This window comes from Rhizobium indigoferae, from assembly GCF_034554815.1.
In the GTDB taxonomy this organism is placed as follows: Bacteria; Pseudomonadota; Alphaproteobacteria; order Rhizobiales; family Rhizobiaceae; genus Rhizobium; species Rhizobium leguminosarum.
The window spans coordinates 982856-1001809 of the sequence record NZ_CP140637.1; the positions used below are offsets into that span (position 1 = coordinate 982856).

At 57.9% G+C, this 18954-nt stretch carries 16 protein-coding genes and 3 pseudogenes; 11 read left to right on the forward strand and 8 right to left on the reverse strand.

The features are described from left to right. Nucleotides 1-356 precede the first annotated feature (356 nt). Complete coding sequence (locus U5G49_RS31225; protein ID WP_193445374.1) at nt 357-2318, reverse strand: elongation factor G; 1962 nt, start codon at nt 2316-2318, stop codon at nt 357-359. 449 nt (nt 2319-2767) lie between these two features. Between U5G49_RS31225 and U5G49_RS31230 the strand changes: the two genes are divergently transcribed. The 5 genes and pseudogenes from U5G49_RS31230 to U5G49_RS31255 all read left to right on the forward strand — a co-directional run bounded on the left by U5G49_RS31230 (nt 2768) and on the right by U5G49_RS31255 (nt 6663). Further along, entirely contained in the window at nt 2768-4117 is a 1350-nt protein-coding gene (locus tag U5G49_RS31230) for an NfeD family protein (protein ID WP_193445375.1), read from the forward strand. A 28-nt stretch (nt 4118-4145) separates the two neighbouring features. Beyond that, a complete protein-coding gene (locus tag U5G49_RS31235; RefSeq protein ID WP_193445376.1) occupies nt 4146-4910 on the forward strand; it encodes a slipin family protein in 765 nt (254 codons plus the stop codon). A 134-nt stretch (nt 4911-5044) separates the two neighbouring features. Then, a pseudogene (locus tag U5G49_RS31240) lies at nt 5045-5218 on the forward strand (type II toxin-antitoxin system ParD family antitoxin); the annotation flags it as partial. Continuing rightward, nucleotides 5215-5509: pseudogene (locus U5G49_RS31245) on the forward strand (type II toxin-antitoxin system RelE/ParE family toxin). The pseudogenes U5G49_RS31240 and U5G49_RS31245, both read left to right, overlap by 4 nt. Nucleotides 5510-6087: 578 nt before the next feature. Then, the gene (locus U5G49_RS31255) at nt 6088-6663 is read left to right on the forward strand and encodes a dihydrofolate reductase family protein (protein WP_168320207.1); all 576 of its coding nucleotides are present in this window, start codon (nt 6088-6090) and stop codon (nt 6661-6663) included. 175 nt (nt 6664-6838) lie between these two features. On the opposite strand, the gene U5G49_RS31260 is transcribed toward U5G49_RS31255, so the two are convergent. Both U5G49_RS31260 and U5G49_RS31265 read right to left on the reverse strand, forming a co-directional pair. Then, complete coding sequence (locus U5G49_RS31260) at nt 6839-7393, reverse strand: hypothetical protein (RefSeq protein ID WP_193445377.1); 555 nt, start codon at nt 7391-7393, stop codon at nt 6839-6841. A gap of 129 nt (nt 7394-7522) precedes the next feature. Beyond that, nucleotides 7523-8197: a transcriptional regulator gene (locus U5G49_RS31265; RefSeq protein ID WP_193445378.1), complete on the reverse strand. Its 675-nt coding sequence runs from the start codon at nt 8195-8197 to the stop codon at nt 7523-7525. On the opposite strand from U5G49_RS31265, the gene U5G49_RS31270 reads away from it, so the two are divergent. Beyond that, entirely contained in the window at nt 8112-8855 is a 744-nt protein-coding gene (locus U5G49_RS31270) for an AraC-like ligand-binding domain-containing protein (protein ID WP_246289215.1), read from the forward strand. The two genes, U5G49_RS31265 and U5G49_RS31270, sit on opposite strands and share 86 nt — an antisense overlap. Before the next feature lie 413 nt (nt 8856-9268). Here U5G49_RS31270 and U5G49_RS31275 read toward each other — a convergent pair whose 3' ends face one another. Beyond that, a complete protein-coding gene (locus tag U5G49_RS31275) occupies nt 9269-10171 on the reverse strand; it encodes a LysR family transcriptional regulator (protein WP_193445380.1) in 903 nt (300 codons plus the stop codon). Between the two features lie 109 nt (nt 10172-10280). Here U5G49_RS31275 and U5G49_RS31280 point away from each other — a divergent pair, with 109 nt between their 5' ends. Genes U5G49_RS31280 through U5G49_RS31295 form a run of 4 tightly spaced genes read left to right on the forward strand, consistent with a single transcriptional unit; the run spans nt 10281 to nt 14015 of the window. Beyond that, a complete protein-coding gene (locus U5G49_RS31280) occupies nt 10281-11360 on the forward strand; it encodes a 4-oxalomesaconate tautomerase (protein ID WP_193445381.1) in 1080 nt (359 codons plus the stop codon). Nucleotides 11361-11407: 47 nt separating this feature from the next. Continuing rightward, the gene (locus tag U5G49_RS31285; RefSeq protein ID WP_193445382.1) at nt 11408-12409 is read left to right on the forward strand and encodes an ABC transporter substrate-binding protein; all 1002 of its coding nucleotides are present in this window, start codon (nt 11408-11410) and stop codon (nt 12407-12409) included. Nucleotides 12410-12424: 15 nt separating this feature from the next. After that, nucleotides 12425-13255, forward strand: a complete 831-nt coding sequence (locus U5G49_RS31290) for an ABC transporter ATP-binding protein (protein ID WP_376770330.1) — start codon at nt 12425-12427, stop codon at nt 13253-13255. Continuing rightward, a complete protein-coding gene (locus tag U5G49_RS31295; protein WP_193445383.1) occupies nt 13239-14015 on the forward strand; it encodes an ABC transporter permease in 777 nt (258 codons plus the stop codon). The genes U5G49_RS31290 and U5G49_RS31295 overlap by 17 nt, the downstream gene beginning before the upstream one ends. 401 nt (nt 14016-14416) lie before the next feature. Here the strand turns inward: U5G49_RS31295 and U5G49_RS31300 are convergent, their stop codons facing one another. Together U5G49_RS31300 and U5G49_RS31305 are read right to left on the reverse strand one after the other, a co-directional pair. After that, nucleotides 14417-16021 (reverse strand): GMC family oxidoreductase, encoded by a 1605-nt coding sequence (locus U5G49_RS31300; RefSeq protein WP_193445384.1) that lies wholly within the window; start codon nt 16019-16021, stop codon nt 14417-14419. 198 nt (nt 16022-16219) lie between these two features. Continuing rightward, a complete protein-coding gene (locus U5G49_RS31305) occupies nt 16220-17011 on the reverse strand; it encodes an alpha/beta fold hydrolase (RefSeq protein WP_193445423.1) in 792 nt (263 codons plus the stop codon). A 230-nt stretch (nt 17012-17241) separates the two neighbouring features. Between U5G49_RS31305 and U5G49_RS31310 the strand changes: the two genes are divergently transcribed. Then, a complete protein-coding gene (locus tag U5G49_RS31310) occupies nt 17242-17709 on the forward strand; it encodes a MarR family winged helix-turn-helix transcriptional regulator (protein WP_193445385.1) in 468 nt (155 codons plus the stop codon). On the opposite strand, the gene U5G49_RS37200 is transcribed toward U5G49_RS31310, so the two are convergent. Together U5G49_RS37200 and U5G49_RS31315 are read right to left on the reverse strand one after the other, a co-directional pair. Next, a complete protein-coding gene (locus tag U5G49_RS37200) occupies nt 17673-18155 on the reverse strand; it encodes an alpha/beta hydrolase fold domain-containing protein (RefSeq protein WP_193445386.1) in 483 nt (160 codons plus the stop codon). The genes U5G49_RS31310 and U5G49_RS37200 overlap by 37 nt on opposite strands. Before the next feature lie 47 nt (nt 18156-18202). Then, nucleotides 18203-18796 (reverse strand): annotated as a pseudogene (locus U5G49_RS31315) (quinone oxidoreductase family protein); the annotation flags it as partial. Between the last annotated feature and the right edge of the window lie 158 nt (nt 18797-18954).

Genomic DNA, 18954 nt, shown 5'->3' on the forward strand with positions numbered 1-18954 from the left:
TTGGAAGGAATCGAACCTTTGGCACGCATTACCAGGTGAGCAAATACCTGATTTGAAATCGAATTCACGCAGCAATGGGATCAAGCGAACTCATCGAGAGAAACGGACCATCCGACGGCGGACTTCACATGTTGGCAATCGGCAACGCGGGTGATTTGCCAAACGACTTGAGCCCGCATACTAATGGTCGAATTGCACATGATCGCCATCGGCGAACTGATCAAGTACCCAGCACACCCTCCCCGACAAGCAAGCCCCAACCGCGGGCCTGTGCTACTACAACTGCAATCGTTTCAGGCACGTAAGGGCGGACGTGAGCCCGGCTCTGTGAACGAGCATGAAGTGGCGCGAACCTTTCAGTGTGCGGTGCCTGGTTTCTCGTTTGCCCTCACAATGGCGTCCGCTTCCTTGCCGTATAGTTCCTCGAAGTGATCGAAGGTCTTGGAAAAATAGCCAATGCCCTGCGTCGCCGAGCGCAGCGCCCGCGCCAGATCGTTAAGCGCGCCGCCCGGAACGAGCGCCCGGAAGATGTCCCATCCCTTGGCGGTTTCATCACGGTCGAAGCCGAGAACCTGACCGTTGAGAGCGGCTACGATCTGGACAAGGCTGCCTGAATAGACCGACGGGATATGGAACTCGCTGCGGAAGACCGGCTGCATCAAGACGGTCGATCCTTCGGAAAGCGCCTGTCGCACCCCCATTTTCGACGCAGTCCGGAAGGCGTGTTCCGAACTGTCGACGGTATGGTGCTGACCATCTAACAGCGTTACGCCGACATCGATGACTTCGAAGCCTAACGGTCCTTTCTCCATCGCTTCGCGCGCGCCCGCTTCGACGGCGGGGATGTAATTGCGCGGAACGGCGCCGCCCTTAATGGTTTCGCCAAAGGTGAAGCCCTGGCCGCGCTCGTTGGGGTAAATGCTCAACTTCACATCCGCGAATTGCCCGGCACCGCCGGTCTGTTTGCGATGGCGGTAATGAACCTCGGACGGTTTCGTGATCGTCTCGCGGTAGACTGGGCTGGGCGTTCGGTCGGTCACGGAGATATGAAAGACATCGGACAGCGTTCGGCAGAGATCACGCAGATGCACCGGCCCCTGGGCGCGGACGAGTTGAGCGCCCGTGCCTTCCTCCTGCAAGACTTTCAGACCGCGATCCGTCTGGGAAAGCTTCGCCAGCGTTTCGGAAAGTTTGTTTTCATCGCGCTCGCTGCCCGGAATTAGGATCCTTTCAAGCATCGGCGTGGGAGGTTCCGTCCACTCAGGCGGGGCGACCACCGCGCCGGAGGTCAATAGCGAAGGGACGGGCAGGTGGTCGGACTTGACCGTCGCGAAGATATCCCCCGGCGCAGGCAGAACCGCCGAATTGGACCGCCCGTTTGCGAGATTTTGTACGGCGCCGAGGTTGGAGCCGCCCAGTGATGCGCCTTGCCGCAGTCCCTCGCCAAGTGCGCGCACGAGCACCGTCTTGCCGACATTCTGGCGATGATAGGCATGGAAGCTCACGGCCACCAGCTTGCCTTCATCGACAGTTCCCGTATGAGCGAGACGCTGCCGAAGAACCCCTACCGGCGGCGCCTCATGGCGCAGCGCCTTCATCAGCCTCGTCATGCCGTTGCCGTGACTTGCAGCACCGATCAGGACCGGGATAATTCTGTTTTCCCTGAGAACCCGTGATGAAATGGCATAGAGCGCGTCGCTGGGCGGCTCGCGATCCTCGATCAGTTCCTCGAGAAGCCAGTCATCGAATTCGGACAGGTGTTCCAGGAGCTCGCTGCGCGCTTCGTGCTCGCGCTCGGCGGCGCTTTCGGGGATTGCGATCAGCGCCGAAGTCTGGCCTTCCCGGTAGCGCCACGCCCGTTCCGAAATCAGATCGCAACTGCCTATGATCCTGTCTCCCTCGCGGATCGGGATCTGGCGAAGCAAAAGCGTGTGGTTGGCGTAGTCTTGAAGCGCGGCGATCACGTCCCTCAGCCGCCCTCTAGGTTCGTCCATCCGGTTGACGAAGAGGATGCACGGCGTCTCCGAGGCTTCGACTATCCGCAGATAGGGCGCGGCGAGCACAGCCTCCTCGGGTGCCGATGAAACGCACAGGATGCAGGCGTCGCTGGCAAGAAGCGCGTGCTGCGCATGCGCCAACGCTTCGTTGGGTCCTGGCGCATCCAGCGCACACCACACCTCGTTTCCGAAGGTGAATTCCGTGAGGTTCAATCCATAGGGGGAGCTGGATTTTTTCGGCGCCCCCTCCAAGGAGCCGAGCTTTTCCACGACTGTCGATTTTCCGGTCTGCGAGGGTCCAAGCACGGTAAAGCAGCGCATCGGTCTTCCTCCAACTGCCATAAACACAATTTTCAGCCAGCATAGGATGCCCTGAACCGCTGCAAGGCGCCAGAGGTGTTCAGTTTCACAACGCTTTGACCTGGACTTGCATTTGAGGCTGATCCATTGAGTGGCTGAGAACGCACTGACGAATATGGGATGTCGACGTCTACGCAGACCGCAGTGCGAATACCCGCCGCTCCTATGCCAAAGCGCGGTGGAGTTTCTAAGCTGGCGCGAGCTGCGCGGCGCCCTTTCGCTCGGGGCCATCCGTCTCCGCGAAGTCGCTAATCAAGCCTCTTCCGGCGGGGACGCTTGCAATGTTTCCAACCGCGCTCGACGCGGCGCAGAGAAAAGACTTGTCTCTTACCGTTTCGCAGTTCTGCCATATATTTCAAAATATGAGAGTCCGGCGGACGACTGTGTGGCGTTTGGAGCTTTGGCGGTGGATGCCGTCAATCCTTGCTTTGCTGCTGACGTTGTTCTCGGCTTTGGGCCTGGCGACGCCCGCATCTGAAGCTGAGCGTGTCGCTATAGTCCTGAAGATGAACGGGGCGATTGGCCCGGCGACGGCCGACTATGTAAGACGCGGCCTTCAACGGGCCAGTGAACGTAGCGCCAGCCTGGTTGTCCTACAGATCGACACGCCCGGCGGTCTCGACACGTCGATGCGCGACATCATTCGTGCGATCCTTGCCTCCTCGATACCGGTCGCGAGTTTCGTTGCACCCAGCGGAGCACGAGCCGCCAGCGCCGGCACCTATATTCTTTGCGCAAGCCATATCGCGGCAATGGCACCGGGCACCAATCTGGGTGCGGCGACGCCGATCGCACTTGGCGGCCGACCATCCGATGATGAGCGGAACGACAGTCCTGGTACGACCGGCAAGCAGCGGCAAGTGCCGCGCGATGCCGGCGAGGCGAAGGCGATCAACGATGCGGTGGCCTATATCCGTGGGCTTGCGGAACTGCGCAATCGAAACGCCGACTGGGCGGAGCGCGCCGTGCGCGAGGCCGCGAGCCTTTCCTCCGCCGCAGCTCTGCGTGAGAAGGTCATAGATTTCGTGGCGGCCGATATAAACGATCTCCTGGCACAGGCGCAGGGCCGGGTCGTGCGGGTCGGTCAAACGGATGTCCGGCTCGAAACATCGGGTCTCATCGTCCGGGAACTTGAACCGGACTGGCGAACCCGACTGCTTTCGGTGATCACCGATCCGAACATCGCGCTGATCTTGATGATGGTCGGTATCTACGGCCTGATCTTTGAGTTTCTGACGCCCGGGACGCTGGTGCCGGGAACGATCGGCGGCATCTGCCTGCTGCTTGGTCTCTATGCTTTGGCCTTGCTGCCGGTGAGTTTTGCGGGCCTCGGGCTGATTATTCTCGGCGTGGGCCTGACGGTGGCCGAGGCGCATTCGCCGTCCTTCGGCGCACTCGGCGTCGGCGGCGGCATCGCACTGGTGCTCGGCGCAACCATCTTGTTTGAGACGGACATACCCGGGCTTAAGGTTTCCTGGTCGGTGCTTGGCGCAATCGCCGTCGCCTGCCTCGCTCTTAGCCTTGTCATTGCCCGTCTCGCCTTCATCTCGCGCTGGCACGATGTCGTCACCGGCGGCGAACAGATGATCGGAATTTCAGGCAAGGTCGACAGCTGGACGGGCATCTCGGGCTTCGTCATCGCTCATGGCGAACGCTGGAAGGCCATTTCAACTGAGCCGCTTGCCGCCGGCGACCGTGTGAAAGTGACCGGCCGGGATGGGTTGACGCTCGAAGTGGTCCGCAGTTCGCAGGAGGCCTAACGGCCTTCAGAATGCAGGAGGAAAAGTCATGGGCATGTTTGCAGATCTCGCCTTCTATCTTGTGATCATCTTTATTCTGCTCGTCGTCGTCGCATCTGCGATCAAGATCCTGCGCGAATACGAACGCGGCGTGGTTTTCACACTTGGCCGTTTCACCGGTGTCAAGGGGCCTGGCTTGATCCTGCTCATCCCCTATGTCCAGCAGATGATGCGGGTCGACCTGCGCACGCGGGTGCTCGACGTGCCCGGCCAGGATGTCATTTCGCATGACAATGTTTCGGTCCGCGTCAGCGCGGTGATCTATTTCAGGGTCGTCGATCCCGAGAGGTCGACGATCCAGGTCGAAGACTTCATGATGGCGACGAGCCAGCTCGCCCAGACCACACTGCGTTCGGTGCTCGGCAAACATGACCTCGACGAGATGCTGGCGGAACGCGACAAGCTCAACATCGACATTCAGGAAATCCTCGACGCCCAGACCGATGCCTGGGGAATCAAGGTCGCCAATGTGGAGATCAAACATGTCGACATCAACGAATCGATGATCCGCGCAATTGCCGGTCAGGCGGAAGCCGAGCGCGAGCGGCGCGCCAAGATCATCAATGCCGAAGGCGAACAGCAGGCTGCAGCCAAACTGCTTGAAGCAGCCGAAATCCTCGCCAGGCAACCCGAGGCCATGCAACTTCGTTATTTGAGTACATTGAACGTCATCGCCGGCGAAAAGACCTCGACGATCATATTTCCTTTTCCGATGGAGTTCGGCAATTTGATGCCGCCCAAACCGGACCGATGACGACGCCTGCGTTGTTTTTGCCGATGGAGCGATGGTCCTGCGGTCAAGGTGCTTCAGCCAGATTGCTAAGGTAGCAATGGCCGGCGCGGACAGCAAAGAGAGAGAGAGAGAGAGAGAGAGAGAGAGAGAGAGCCGAAGGTGTTCGACTGGTTCAGGACCGGGAGACCCGGCTTGCCGCACTGGATGCTTCCATCATGCGCGGCATTGCCGATGCCGAGGCGGGCCGGACTAAGCCAGCGAGCGATGTCTTCGACCGGCTCGAGGCAAAGTACAGTGTGATGGCTGATCAGGCCGAAAAATCGGCATGACCCTTGAATTTTCCGACGAGGCGGAGAACGATCTTGAGCAGATCGCCGATTACATCGCATGGGACAATCCACGCCGCGCCCTTTCATTCGTCCGGGAGCTCCGCAGCAAGTTCGAAGACCTCGTCGACCGCCCCAACGGTTTCGCCCTCGTTCCAAGCTACGAGCACCATGGTACCGCCGACGCGTTCATGGCAACGATCTGATCTTCTACGCGTCGAGAACGCGAAGGTGATCATCATCCATATCCTGCGCGGCGCCACGGACTATGGCGCAATCCTCTTCGGCGAATAATTTAATGGGTAGATCTGGGGCGACCTCGCGCACTAAAGCCGAGCTAAGCGGCTACCGTCGTCTCAGTGTCATCGCGCGGATCAGCCATTCCACAGTCATGCAGTTGATGAGATAGGAACCGGACCACCTGCAGTTTTGAAGGTTTCATGGGTACGACGCCGACGCATATCGCTGGCTAATCGACGCGCCGGCCGATTATGGACCGAAGAAGACGCTCTACAGCCGGTACTTGCGATGGGCCAAAGGCGTGGGGGGACACCGCTGCGGTTCTTTTAACCGTTCGCATCACCTCGCAGGACCGTCCGCTGATCTCGGACGAAGGTGCGCCCTATGTCGGATTACCTCCTCGACGATCCGACCCTGCTTCCCGGTCGCAAACGGCGAAGTCGATGGCCTCGTCCGCTCCGCCGCTCTTAGCCTCGACCCGCAGCATCCTGATCAACGCCGTAAGCCCGATATGGCCGAGGAGTTCGGACACATCAAAAGGCCGCGACGAGTTATTCGTTGCTCCAGATGTAGATTTGACCGACACTCATACGTCTTGAAGGCGTAACCTCAACCGGTCGCGGAGAACGCAAATGACCAAGGTCGCTTTCAATATCAGCATGTCGCTCGACGGCTTCATTACCGCAGGAAACCAGACCAGGGAGGAACCGCTCGGCAAGAACGGCGAATTTCTTCACGGATGGTTCTTCAACGGCGGTGCAGAGGGCGATGCATATGTGCAGCGCCTCACCAGCAATGTTGGCGCCGTGATCTGCGGGCGCAAATGCTATGACGACTCGATCCCATACTGGGACGAGAACGGGCCGACGGGGCCGTTAAAGCTGCCGCTTTTCGTCGTCACCCACCGGCCTTTACTCGCCTCGCACAGCACTGGAATCTATCACGCGGCTGGTTCAATTCCCGACGCGGTGAAGCAGGCGAAGTCGGCGGCCGGAGGCAAGGATGTAAGCCTCATGGGTGGAGCCGACGTCTTTCGCCAAGCACTGGCCGGCGGGCTTGTCGACGAAATCGAGTTGCATATCGTGCCGGTGCTCTTTGGTGCTGGGACTCGGCTGTTCGACACGATGCCCAATCAGATCACGCTTGAGCCTACCAGCATGCTCGACACGCCGCTCGCTCGGCATATCGCCTATCGCATTGTGAAGTAAGCGAACGCAACCAGCCATGTCTGATTACTAAAGCATTTGAAACAGATAGGTCTTGTAACAGCAAGGTCGTCGGTTCAAATCCCACGCCTTGAAAGGGCTCGAACCGGCGAGACCCTATTCAAATCTGAGATTCGTTCGCCTGCAACAGGCTTGCAAGCGACCCAGCGCGCCACACTCACCGTTCAAACCGGTCTAGCATTTTTCTCAACTGCGCGTTTTGCAGCGTTAGCTTTCTGGCCAACTGATCCCTCAGCACCTTGATCTCATCATCGAGGCTCATCTCGTTTGCAGTGTGGATAACCTGACGATCGTTCGCTATCGCCACCGCTTCCTTGCCGCGCCTCCTTTGCTTGCGCGGTGCGACCTCGACAGTTCGCTTGATCCTAGGGGTATCATGTGCAGCGGTGACGTCGATACCAGTACCACCGGATATAGCCGGATTAGCGACCTCCACCATTTTGGCGACATCGCCGTGGACCTTGTCGCGGACATTGTTTTCGGCTTCTTCGGAATGCACTGGCACTGCGGAGATTGCAGCGGCATGATCGTGACGAGGTAGCTCCTCACTTGCCGGTCGAGCAGCGCTAATCAGACTCTCCTCGGCAAGCGTTTCAGTCGGACCCGAAATAGCCAACGCGTCCGGCGTAACCTTCTCGGTCGAGCCGTTTTCTCTCTTGTGTTCGCGTCCCGGGGAGATCAGTCGGGCAAGAAATTTCCAGGGAGACGCCATCTATCCGACCTCGCGTTTTATCCCGCAAGCAGGCAGTGAGTTTTAGTTCCGGCAACAGCATTCACCGTTGCCAAATTGTTTATCTCAATACGCATGGAAATGCGGCCGGCGGTTGACCGGCTGCTTATATCAATCGAGTTTGAGCCGTTTGCGCAAATCGGCATTTTCAGCGCGAAGTTTTTCAGCCAAGAGCTTGCGCAGCCGCTGATTTTCCTCTTCTAACTGCAAAAGGTCTGCCATCTCATCGATCACCGTCATCGGCGCGGCCGAGGCTGTCTGTTCGGCCTTTGGAGCACGGCTCACACGTGCACGTTTGGCACTGGACGCAGCTTCGATCACCTTTGCCTTGCGCCCTCTCCTCTTCCCACCACCGGCGCCGGTCAGAGCAGCGGTTGGCTCTGCCGAAGCGTCAGCTGACGCGGTCTCGAGTGCCGCCGCTTTCTTGGCGCGCGGTTTGCGCTGTTTTTTCGGCGCAATGGGCGTTTCGACAACGGTCGGAACAGCGGCACTCATTGCCGTATAAGTCTCGTCGGCCATGCTTATCTCCTGTGTATCTGATGCAGTTGTCGACGGCCTGGGAGGCGGTGTCAACAACGACTCGGGCTGATCTACTTTTGGTAAAGACATTTCATTGTCGGATTTGCCATTCTGAGAGCTGCCCGACAGAGACGTCATTACCTCTTCCTCCAGGTCTCGAGCGGCGGACTTTAGATCCACGTTGCCCCAGATCGAGTTTGACCTGGTATCGAGTTTTCGCCTGCCGGTTTTGTACTCGACGGCAAAGCTGCGTTGCACTTTTTTCAATATAAGAGGCCTTGGAAAATCTGCGGAAGGATTTGATGATATGCTGGTACATCATATGGGGGAGGTTTACTACCCGCTTGACTGCACCCCTTTAGATCCACGCTGGTTTGAAGGCAGTCCTACGGCCTTACAACTTTCCAATCTAGGAATATCGAAATTTAGGGCCGGTGCGTTGCGCACAGTGCGCAGGCAACAGCTTTCGGGTACCGAGGACGTGGTATTTATATTCCCAACAAGGGAGCGCGAACATTTTGGCCATCTCCGAATAGAGGACGAGGGAGGCCCAGGTGAAATATATGTCTTGAACTCGTCCGAGCCCTATTGGACCCAGATCGCCAACAAAACGCAGAATGTAACGATTAAGGTGTCGGCGAATTGTGTACGAGAGCGGTTTCCGCTTCTCGACAGAACCTATGGCCGTCGAGACATCGCGAATGCCGGCATGGTCCCGATCGTGGCGCAGTTAGCGCTCCAAACTTTTAATATGGTGCCACTTGTCAACGCACAGGTTCTCAAACGGACCGAAGGCAATATCCTCGACTTGATGTGCATCATGCTCGAAACACGCAACGTTAACGATGTTCCCGAAAGCACTACTGTCGCTCTATCGGATATAGCCTTTCAACGGCTTTCGTCTTTCCTCTCACACCATTTCTGAGACCCCGGCCTGGCGCCTGAGCACGCCGCTACTTCTTTGTGGGTTTCACTGCGGTACGTTCACAAAGTGTATCAACTGCATGGCACGACTTTCGGCCGCGAACTCATGGGACTTCGACTCCGCGAAGCAAAATCGCCTGTTGAGAGCACCGAATGGGGAGAACTCCTTGCCCCTTCCTATTTCCGAAATAGCCTACATCTGTGGCTTTTCCAGCCAATCTCATTTCTCTGCTCGTTACAAAGAGCTACTTTGGATTCACGCCAAACGAGCGTCGCTTGAATTCTTCGGAGGACACAGACTGATATGCCTGCCTGAACAAGCCAATATCGCGGAAGTCAAACCGCGATTGCTTGGACCCTTTGAACAGCCGCAGGTCCTTGTTGCAGCTATTCTCCGTTTTACTCTTTGGTTGCTCAGCTTCTTTCGGCCCACGTCCCAATCAACATTGTCATGAAGCGCTCGGCCGCGGGCGAAAGCGTCCCGCCGCGACGGCGTACAATGCCGATCGTTCGCGAGATTTCGGGATTGCGAATAGGTCTCGTGACGAGGAACGGGTGCTCTTCCTGTGGTGTGGCGAGTTTCGGCAGAACCGAAATTCCAAGCCCCGCTTCCACCAAACCAAGCGACGTCGAGAGATGCGTAACTTCGTAGGACCAGCGGAGCTTCAGATTCGATTTCGCCAACGCGGCGTCAAGAAGCGTGCGATTGCCGCTGGACCGGTGAACTGTGATCAAATGATAGGGCGCCAGATCGTCCCATTCGAGTTCGCTCCTGGCTGCCAGCGGATGATCCTTGCGTGCCGCCAAAACGAATGGATCTTCGATGAGCCTCTCGAAGATGAGGTCAGGATCTGAAAAGCCCATGATATTGATGCCGAACTCGACTTCCCCGCGGGCGACTGCCTGCAGACCGTCGGTGGCCGGCAAATCGAGAATGCGAAAACGAATATTCGGATACTCGGCGCTGAACTGCTTGATGACGGTCGGCAAAAAGTAGAAAGCGGCCGTTGGCAGACATGCGATCGTCACAAGGCCGCTGCGCTGAGACCCGACATCGCGTACCGCAAACAGCGACGTGTCGAACTCCTCGAGCATGCGCCGTACCAAGGGGATCAGCTCCGCGCCAAGCGCGGTTGTCGAGACATGACGCGTGGTGCGCTCGAGCAAGGGCGCCCCGATTGCTAGCTCCAGCTTCTGAATTCGACGGCTGAGTGCCGGCTGGGACAGATTGAGCGCTTCCGCAGAGCGGTGGAAGTTTTCCAGTTCGACGACCGATAGAAACGCGCGCAGATCCAATATCTCACAATTAATGCTCATAACGCATCTTTCCCTCTGATATTCGCATTTCACATATCAATCGTTTTGCCGCTTAGTGCAACAAAGAAGCTGATTGATATTTAAATCACATCAGTAAGCGGACACAACCATGAACGACCTGATTTCCATTCCCTGTGTTCTGATGCGAGGCGGCACCTCCAAAGGGCCGTTCTTTCTCGCATCCGATCTTCCATCGGATTCGCGTCAACGCGATCAAATCCTGCTTTCGGTCATGGGGTCTGGTCATCCTCTGCAGATTGACGGTATTGGCGGCGGCAACCCCGTCACCAGCAAGGTAGCGATCGTCGGCCCGGCAACCGTGTCCGATGCCGATGTGGATTATCTGTTCGCCCAGGTCCGCATCGATCAGCAATTCGTGGATACCTCACCCAATTGTGGAAATATGCTGGCGGCCGTCGGGCCGTTCGCGATCGAGGCCGGCCTGGTCAAGGCGGCGACGGGCGCAACCCGCGTGCGCATTCACAACGTCAATACCGGCAAACTCATCGAAGCCGAGGTTCCGACCCCAGATGGCCGCGTCGCCTATATGGGAGATGCCTCGATCGACGGCGTGCCCGGCAATGCGGCACCGATCGGGCTGACCTTCATGGACGCGGCCGGGGCACGTACGGGCAAGCTGTTTCCCACCGGTAACCCGTGCGACAGGATCGATGGCATCGATGTGACCTGCATCGATTGCGCGATGCCGATGATGCTGCTCGAGGCCGCCGCCCTCGGTGTGACGGGCAATGAATCGGCTGCCGAGCTCAATGCCAACGGGGCAATGCTGCAGCGGCTCGAAACCTTGCGGCTCGAGGCAGGTCGGCGTATGGGCATGGGCGATGTCGGCAATCAGGTGACGCCAAAGCCGGTGCTGATCTCCAGGCCCAACAACGGCGATCTCCAGGTGCGCTATTTCATGCCGCACCAGTGCCACCCTTCTCTCGCAACGACCGGTGCGGTCGGCATTGCCACGGCCTGCATTAGCGACGGAACCGTCGCCTCGCGGCTGATCGGCGACCGCAAGCCGCCGGTCGTCCTCGTTCTGGAACATCCAAGCGGTCGTTTGGAAGTAAAACTGGATACCCGCGATGGCAAGACAGTTGCCGGAATCCTGCGGACGGCCCGACGCCTCTTCGAGGGCCGGGTTTTTGCAAAACCTATCGTGCAAATGGTTTGCGCGGCATAATCGAAAGTGGTTGCCGGGAGGGCGCCACGCATCAGGGAGGAATACACATGCGTAAACTCATACTTGCCCTTGCGGCAACGGTCGCTTTCGCCGGTTCGGCTTTTGCGGAACCCGTCCGCATCAGCGTCGGGTCCTACAACCTCAACAACCTGCCCTTCCCGGTCGCAGCTGGCCTAGGTCTCTACGAGAAGGAAGGTCTCGAGGTGACCGTCGAAAACTTCGCATCTGGCGGCTCCAAAACGCTGCAGGCGCTTGTTGCCGGCTCCACGGATATCGCTGTCGGCTTTTACGATCATACGATCCAGATGCAGTCGCAGAACAAGGCGGTCGTCGGCTTTGTCCAGCTTGCGCGCAATTCTGGTCTGGTTCTAGCCGGCGGGAAAAACGCAACCTTTGATCCGACCAAACCGGAAACGATCAAAGGCGCGAAGATCGGCATCACCGCACCGGGATCATCTTCCGACTTCTTCGTGCGCTACTACCTCCAGCGCAACAATATTTCGGCCGACGATATCTCGCTGATCGGCGTCGGTTCCGGCGCGGCCGCAGTTGCGGCGCTCGAGCAAGGGAAAGTCGATCTTCTGGTGAACTACGATCCCGCGGCGACCTTTATCGAGGCCAAGGGTGTCGGCAAGATTTTGATCGACGCCCGCAGCGACGAGGGTGCCAAGGAGATCTATGGCGGAATTTATCCGACCTCCGTCCTTTATGCGACCCAGGCCTATATCGATGAGAACCCGGAAACCATCCAGAAGGTCACGAACGCGACCGTCAAGGCGCTGGCATGGATGAACACACATAGCGCTGAAGAGATCGTCGAAAGACTGCCGAAAGAATTCATCTCCGGCGACCGGGAGACCTATATGAAGGCCGTCCAGAATGCCAAACCGATTTTCTCGGTGGACGGCAAATTCAGCGAGACCGACACACAGACACCGTTGGCCGTTCTCAAGAGCTTCAACGAAAAGGTTGCTGCCGCAACAATCGATCTTTCCAAAACCTACACGAACGCTTTCGTGGACAAGGTAACGGATAAGACCACCAACTGATCCTAGGAGGAGGCCATGTCTTTGGCTGTCGTAAACCCCATGCCTATCCCGACGGGACAGCAATACGCAAAGTCGATGGTATCGATCGACGCCGTGACAATGTCGTTTGGTTCCTATGTCGCGGTGCAGGACGTCAATCTGACGGTTGACGATGGCGAGTTTCTCGCCATCGTCGGCCCGACCGGTTGCGGCAAGAGCACCATTTTGAACGCGATCGCAGGTCTTCTGAAACCCGCGAGCGGAACGGTGACGATCGACGGCACGCCGGTGAAGGGCGTCCAGAACGACATCGGCTATCTCTTCCAGCAGGACGCGCTGCTCCCGTGGAAGACATCCATCGAGAATGTCGAACTCGGCCTGATGTTCAGGGGAGTTGCCGCCGCCGAGCGCCGCGAGCGTTCGATGAGCTGGCTTGTCAAGGTCGGGCTGAAGGGCTTCGAACACCGCTATCCGCACCAACTCTCCGGCGGCCAGCGTAAACGTGTCCAGATGGCGCAGGCCCTCATTGCCGGTCCGAAGGTCATCCTGATGGACGAGCCCTTCTCGGCGCTCGACATCCACACGCGGCATCTCATGCAGAATGAATTGCTGCGCCTTTGGCAGGAAGAACGTCGCGCTGTGGTCATGATCACGCACGACCTCGAAGAGGCCATCGCGCTTGGAGACCGCGTCGCCATTCTGGCCGCCGGCCCTCGTTCGCGGGTCATCGAAAGTTTCCCGGTCGATCTCGAGCGGCCACGAGATGTGGCAGAGATCAAACTCGATCCACGCTTTATGGATCTCTATCGCAATATCTGGGCTTCCCTGCGCGGCGAAGTGGAGAAAAGCTATGAACGTCGTGACTGAACGCATTATCCAGCTCGGGATGCTGGTTTTTATCCTCGGCGGCTGGCAGCTCGGCGTGACCGCCGGTTTCATCGATGTCTTCTTTTTTCCGGCCCCCCTCGATATCTTCAACCAGATCGTCCGCTGGATCGTTGACCCAGGCTTTTACAAACATGTTTCTATAACCCTGACGGAAACAGTGCTCGGTTACATCATCGGCACGGGTCTTGGTGTCGCCGCCGGTGTCTGGCTCGGTCTCAGCCGTAGCGCCGCCCGGATCCTCGATCCGTTCATCAAGGGGCTCAACGCCATTCCCCGCGTCGTTCTCGCGCCGATCTTCGTTCTTTGGCTTGGACTCGGTCTTTGGTCCAAGGTGGCGCTTGCGGTAACTCTTGTTTTTTTCATCACCTTCTTCAACGCGATGCAGGGTGTGCGCGAGGTTAATCCGGTGGTCCTCGCAAACGCGAAAATCCTCGGGGCCAAGCGTTCCGAGCTGTTACGGCATGTCTATTTCCCGGCTGCGGCCAGCTGGATTTTGTCCTCCCTTCGTACGTCTGTCGGCTTCGCGGTGGTCGGCGCCATCATTGGTGAATATCTCGGCTCTTCTGCAGGGCTCGGTTATCTGATCGCGCAGGCCGAAGGCAACTTCGACGCGGTTGGAGTGTTTGCTGGCATCATCATCCTGGCCGTGTTCGTGCTCATCATCGACCGAATTCTGGATGTACTGGAAGGCCGGCTGATCAAGTGGAGACCGAACGCCGCAGAAGAAAGAGCGGCATAGCTAATCGGATCAGTTTCCATGTGAGTTAGAGTTGGGGCGCCGTTATCGGCACCCCGATCTTTTTGGCCTTGTGTTCGAAAGTGCAACCAGCTCCCGATTGATATGCTCAATCAAAGTTAAACCGTGGGCGTTTCTAGGGGCAAACCTTGCTTGGATTGGTCGGGCACCCCCAGCCTTTCGCTCTAACCCAAAACCAATGATGACGGTTTGAACGGGTACGAACCCGTAACCTGCAAATTCCCGATAGCTCAGCGCGTTGAGTATTCATGATGATGTCCTTTGTCATTCACATAGGATTGGGCATCCTATGGCACGCTCGCCGCTAAAGTACGGAGGCACCTGTGCAGGTACCGCCGTACTTTTTAAAAGCTCCTCTTAGACGGATCGATAAAAGCGTCCGCTCAGACCATAAGGCCATGAGCCGCCCGGATCAGATCAGCCGCCCGCTCCCCGATGACGACGCAAGGCGCCATCGTATTGCCGGTGGTGATCCGCGGCATGATCGATGCGTCAGCGACGCGAAGGCCGTCTATGCCGTAGACCTTGAGTTCATTGTCGACCACCGACACGCTGTCGCGTCCCATCTTCGCCGTGCTCGTCTGATGCCAATAGGTGACCGCAGCCCGCCGGATAAAATCGATCAGGCCTGACCTATCGCGCGCGCCCGGAGCTGTCTCGCCTGTTACCAAGGGGGTGAAGGCATCGCTATTTCCGAGCTCGCGACATAATTCCACCGCGACCAAGGCCGCAGCCACGTCTTCCGGCTCACTGAGAGAATTCGGTTCGATCAGCATCGCATCGTTTACGTCGGGTCCAGAGAGCCGCAACCGGCCGCGGCTTTTTGGCTGGGCGAGGCCGTTGAACATGGTCCAGCCGTGCTCAGGCGTTTGAAGACCTGTTTCTATGGGCGAAGGTACCGCAAACTCCAATTGGCACTGAAGAATATCCGGTTGGGAAAGCCGTGCGTCGCTCTTCCAATAGAGTTTCGCTTCGCAGCCGGTCCCGCCTACGGCTTCCGGTTTTCGATATGCCCATGTGCAGCCGAAGGCGATATGATCCTGATGATTACGACCAACGCCAGGGAGGTGTTGAACCACAGGAATGCCATGAGCTTTCAGCTCATCTTCCGGGCCGACACCCGACTGCATCAACACTTTTGGTGTGTTGATTGCGCCAAGCGATAATACCGTTTCGCAACGCGCCGTGAACTGGCGCATCTGGCCATCGACAAGGACCTTGACCCCCGTCGCGCGCTTGCCATTGAAGACGAGGCGTGTGACCAATGCATCTGTAAGCACTGTCAGGTTTGGCTGCGACAGGAGCGGACGGACGTAGGATCCGAACACGGATTCCCGCTTTCCGTCCCGAATCCGCAGCTCAGCAATCGAGGCGCCGCCCGGACCCTCCATCATTTCACCGTTCGGGCTATCATAGACAGGAATGCCGATTGTAGATGCCGCACGCAACATAGCCTCTGCGACGGGCTGGGGGGCCCGTGGCTGCGCAACGTAGGCCGGCCCTCCCACTCCTCGGCGGGCTGGGTCCGGTGCCCCCTGCCAATTTTCGATCCGGCGATAATAGCCGAGAATAGACTGGTACCCCCACGCATCGTCACCGGCCTCAGCGGCAAAGTGATCCCAATCGCCCTTGTGTCCTCTGGCCCATACCAAGACGTTGATGCTCGAACCACCGCCAAGCCCCTTGCCCATGCTGAGAGGAAGACGTCGCCCATTCAGGCCAGGCGCCGGTTGCCCGACGAAGCCCCAGTCCCGGCTAGTGCCAAGATTGAGTGGCCACTGCGCTGGGTTTGAAACGGTCACGGCCGCATCGTCGCCCCCGGCCTCAAGCAGGAGAACGCTTGCAGTGCCATCTTCCGCCAGTCGCGCAGCAACAACGGAGCCGCTGGAGCCAGAACCGCAGACGATGAAGTCAAAAACATCACCAAATTCACCCCGCGGGTTGAGTGAGCTTTCTGGTGCGTATTGGTCATGAGTATCCGGGGTCAAGTGATTACCTCCATGAATGAATTCAACAAAAACTAAGGGAGTGCCGCAGGGTCTTGAAACGAAGGGGCGCGGCTGGTTTGATACAGCGATCAGTCGGTCCGTTATGGGTCGCTTCTGTACTACTCCACCAGGATCGACGGAGCGCTTCGTGTTATCGGGACAGTTGGGAGTGTTCCGATGACCGCGCTGGGTGTGCCACTACTTCTTCGCCGATACGGCCTTAGCGGCCTCATCGATCGTGTCTGCGACGACTTTTGGCTGTGTCATGAACAGGGCGTGGCTTGCCGACACTTTGGTGACCTTCGCTTTGATGCGCTCTGCCATGTGGATCAGCATTGCCTGGTCGAATGCCTTGTCTTCAGTCGCGATGACTGCCCAGCTCGGCTTGGTGCGCCAGGCAGCGTTTTCAAGTTTCGTGTCGAACGCCGACATGTTGATCGGCACCTGCGCGTCCCTCATGAACGCAACATCGGCGTCACTGACATCGTGAGCGAAACCGGCCTTGAACTTTTCCGGGCTGACATAAGCAAAACCATCCTTGGTGGTCTCGATGACGAATTCGGATGCGGGAGCAAATCCTTCGTATTGCTGAGCCGTCGTCTCGCCTGCATCGGGGGAGAGAGCGGAGACATAAACAAGCCCTGCGACCTTTGCATCGACACCAGCTTCCGTGATGACAGTGCCGCCCCACGAATGCCCGACCAGAATGGCAGGACCGTCCTGCCGCTCCAGCGCACGTTTGGTGGCGGCAACGTCGTCGGCAAGAGAAGTCAGAGGATTTTGGACAATGGTGACGCGATAGCCGCGCTTCGTGAGGATGTCGTAGACACCCTTCCAGCCTGAGCCGTCTGCGAAAGCGCCATGAACGAGTACGACGTTTCTGACTGACGGGTTCTGAGGAATGATATCAGCGGCACTTGCTGGAATTGCGGCAGACAATGCTACGGCAGCTGCAATGGCAGCAACGGTCGTCGTGGTCTTGCGTGTCATGGCTGTCTCTCCTTCAATCACGATAATTATTATCGCGATATCTATGTCAGAATTCGGATTTTGCGTCAAGATAATTCTTATCGCGATATTTAATTTTGTTATTGCATAGGCTATATGAAGTTCGACAGGAGCTCTCCGTGACCGAACGCAGATCTGCGTCAACATGATTCTTATCGCGATATTGGTTTTCGTGATAAGTTCGGTTATATTGATGTCTACAGGAGTTCAAAATGACCAAACGCCATAACGATCCCCCACCCCTGCGCGACCAGCTGTGCTATGCGATTTACACCGCCGGCATCGCTATCCAGCGCGCATACAAGCCCCTGCTTGACGAGCTTGGACTGACCTATCCTCAATATCTCGTCCTGAACGTTCTCTGGGCACAGGACGAACAGACCGTGGTATCCATCGCCGACCAGCTTGCTCTTGAATCCAGCACGCTGACACCTCTGTTGAAACGTTTGGAAGTCGCCGGGCTCGTGCGTCGGACGCGCAACGCTAACAACGAGCGTCAAGTTCTGGTGGCGCTGACAGACCACGGTCGTGCCTTGCAGCACAAGGCAGGCTGCCTCAGCGATACCCTGCTGGCAGCCTCGACGCAGACACCACCGGAACTCGCTGCCTTGAATCGCGACGTTCGGCACCTCCGGAACGCAATCTACTCCCAGATCGGCGGGTGGGACGCACCCGCCTGACCTGCAATAATGTGAGCTAGCCTGAGCGAGCAAGCGGTCGGAACGGTCCCACCGTCAATCACGTGCTCGGTCCCGGTAATCGATGCTGCTCTACGGTAGTGTCTTTTCCGAACTGAACCCCCGCAATCATCGCGCAATCTTGCCCAAAAAGCAGCCATTTCGGCTATCGTATCAGTGGTGACGGCTGCTTCCAGAAGCACAACCGGCCATACGTGAGGCTGATCGGGGCGGACTGACATCGCAACCGTCCCGCCTTCACGCGCAAGACGGGCAGCAAATTCCACCGTATCGTCGCGCAGGACCTCACTGCCTGAGACAGTCACCCATAATGGCGGGAATCCGACTAACGATTGCATGTGAAGCGGTGACGCATATCCCTGCATCGGGTCTTGTCCAGCAAGATAGTGATCAGCACAGGCGATGGCGGCCTCGCGCGAAAACATCATATCGCTTTCAGCGCAGGTTTCGAAGCTGTCCCCCCGCGCGGACAGACGGCGATCGCTGCCCCTTCATCATTGCGAGTCGTGACCCACACTTCGAAGCCAGCAGCCCGACCCATCTGGATAAGGGCCGTCGACATACCGCCCGAAGCCCCCTGCACGAGAAGGGTCTGCCCGGGGATCAGTCGTGATTTGGTGAAGAGCGAGCGATAGGCCGTGAGCCAGGCAGTGCCGAGCAGTGATGCATTGAGCGGGGACAGGCCTTCAGGAATAGGCACCGCGTTGCGCTTCGGCACTGCGACATGGTCAGCCATAGTTCCAGGCACAAGCTCGCTGAGAACGTGCCAGTGAGGGTCGATCGTCTCGTCGCCCTTCCAGCTATCTGTCCCCATCACCGGGTAGAGCACGACGGACGTGCCATCTTCGAGCAATCCTGCGGCGTCATTGCCCAAGATCATCGGGAACGGGATCGGCTCCTCTTGGGAGGTCATCCCGCGAAGGGTGAAGATGTCGTGCCGGTTTAGGCTGGCATGTGTCACCTTAACTCGCACCCAGCCCTCTTTCACGATCGGGTCAGGACGCTCTCCGACGACAAGGGAGGCAAGGGGGTCGTCGAGATTTGCTTCTTTTGCATAGACGGCGAACATAGTCGTTCCTTTCAGGAAGGATTGGAAAGCTTGGCGCTGCGCGAGGGCGCCAAGCGGGCTTTGCCGGTATGACGGTCAGGTGCGCGACCGCGTCGCCCGAGAGTGTGAACTGGAAGCGACGTACGAGTCCGTCGGGCGTACCGGTCTTGTCCTTGCGC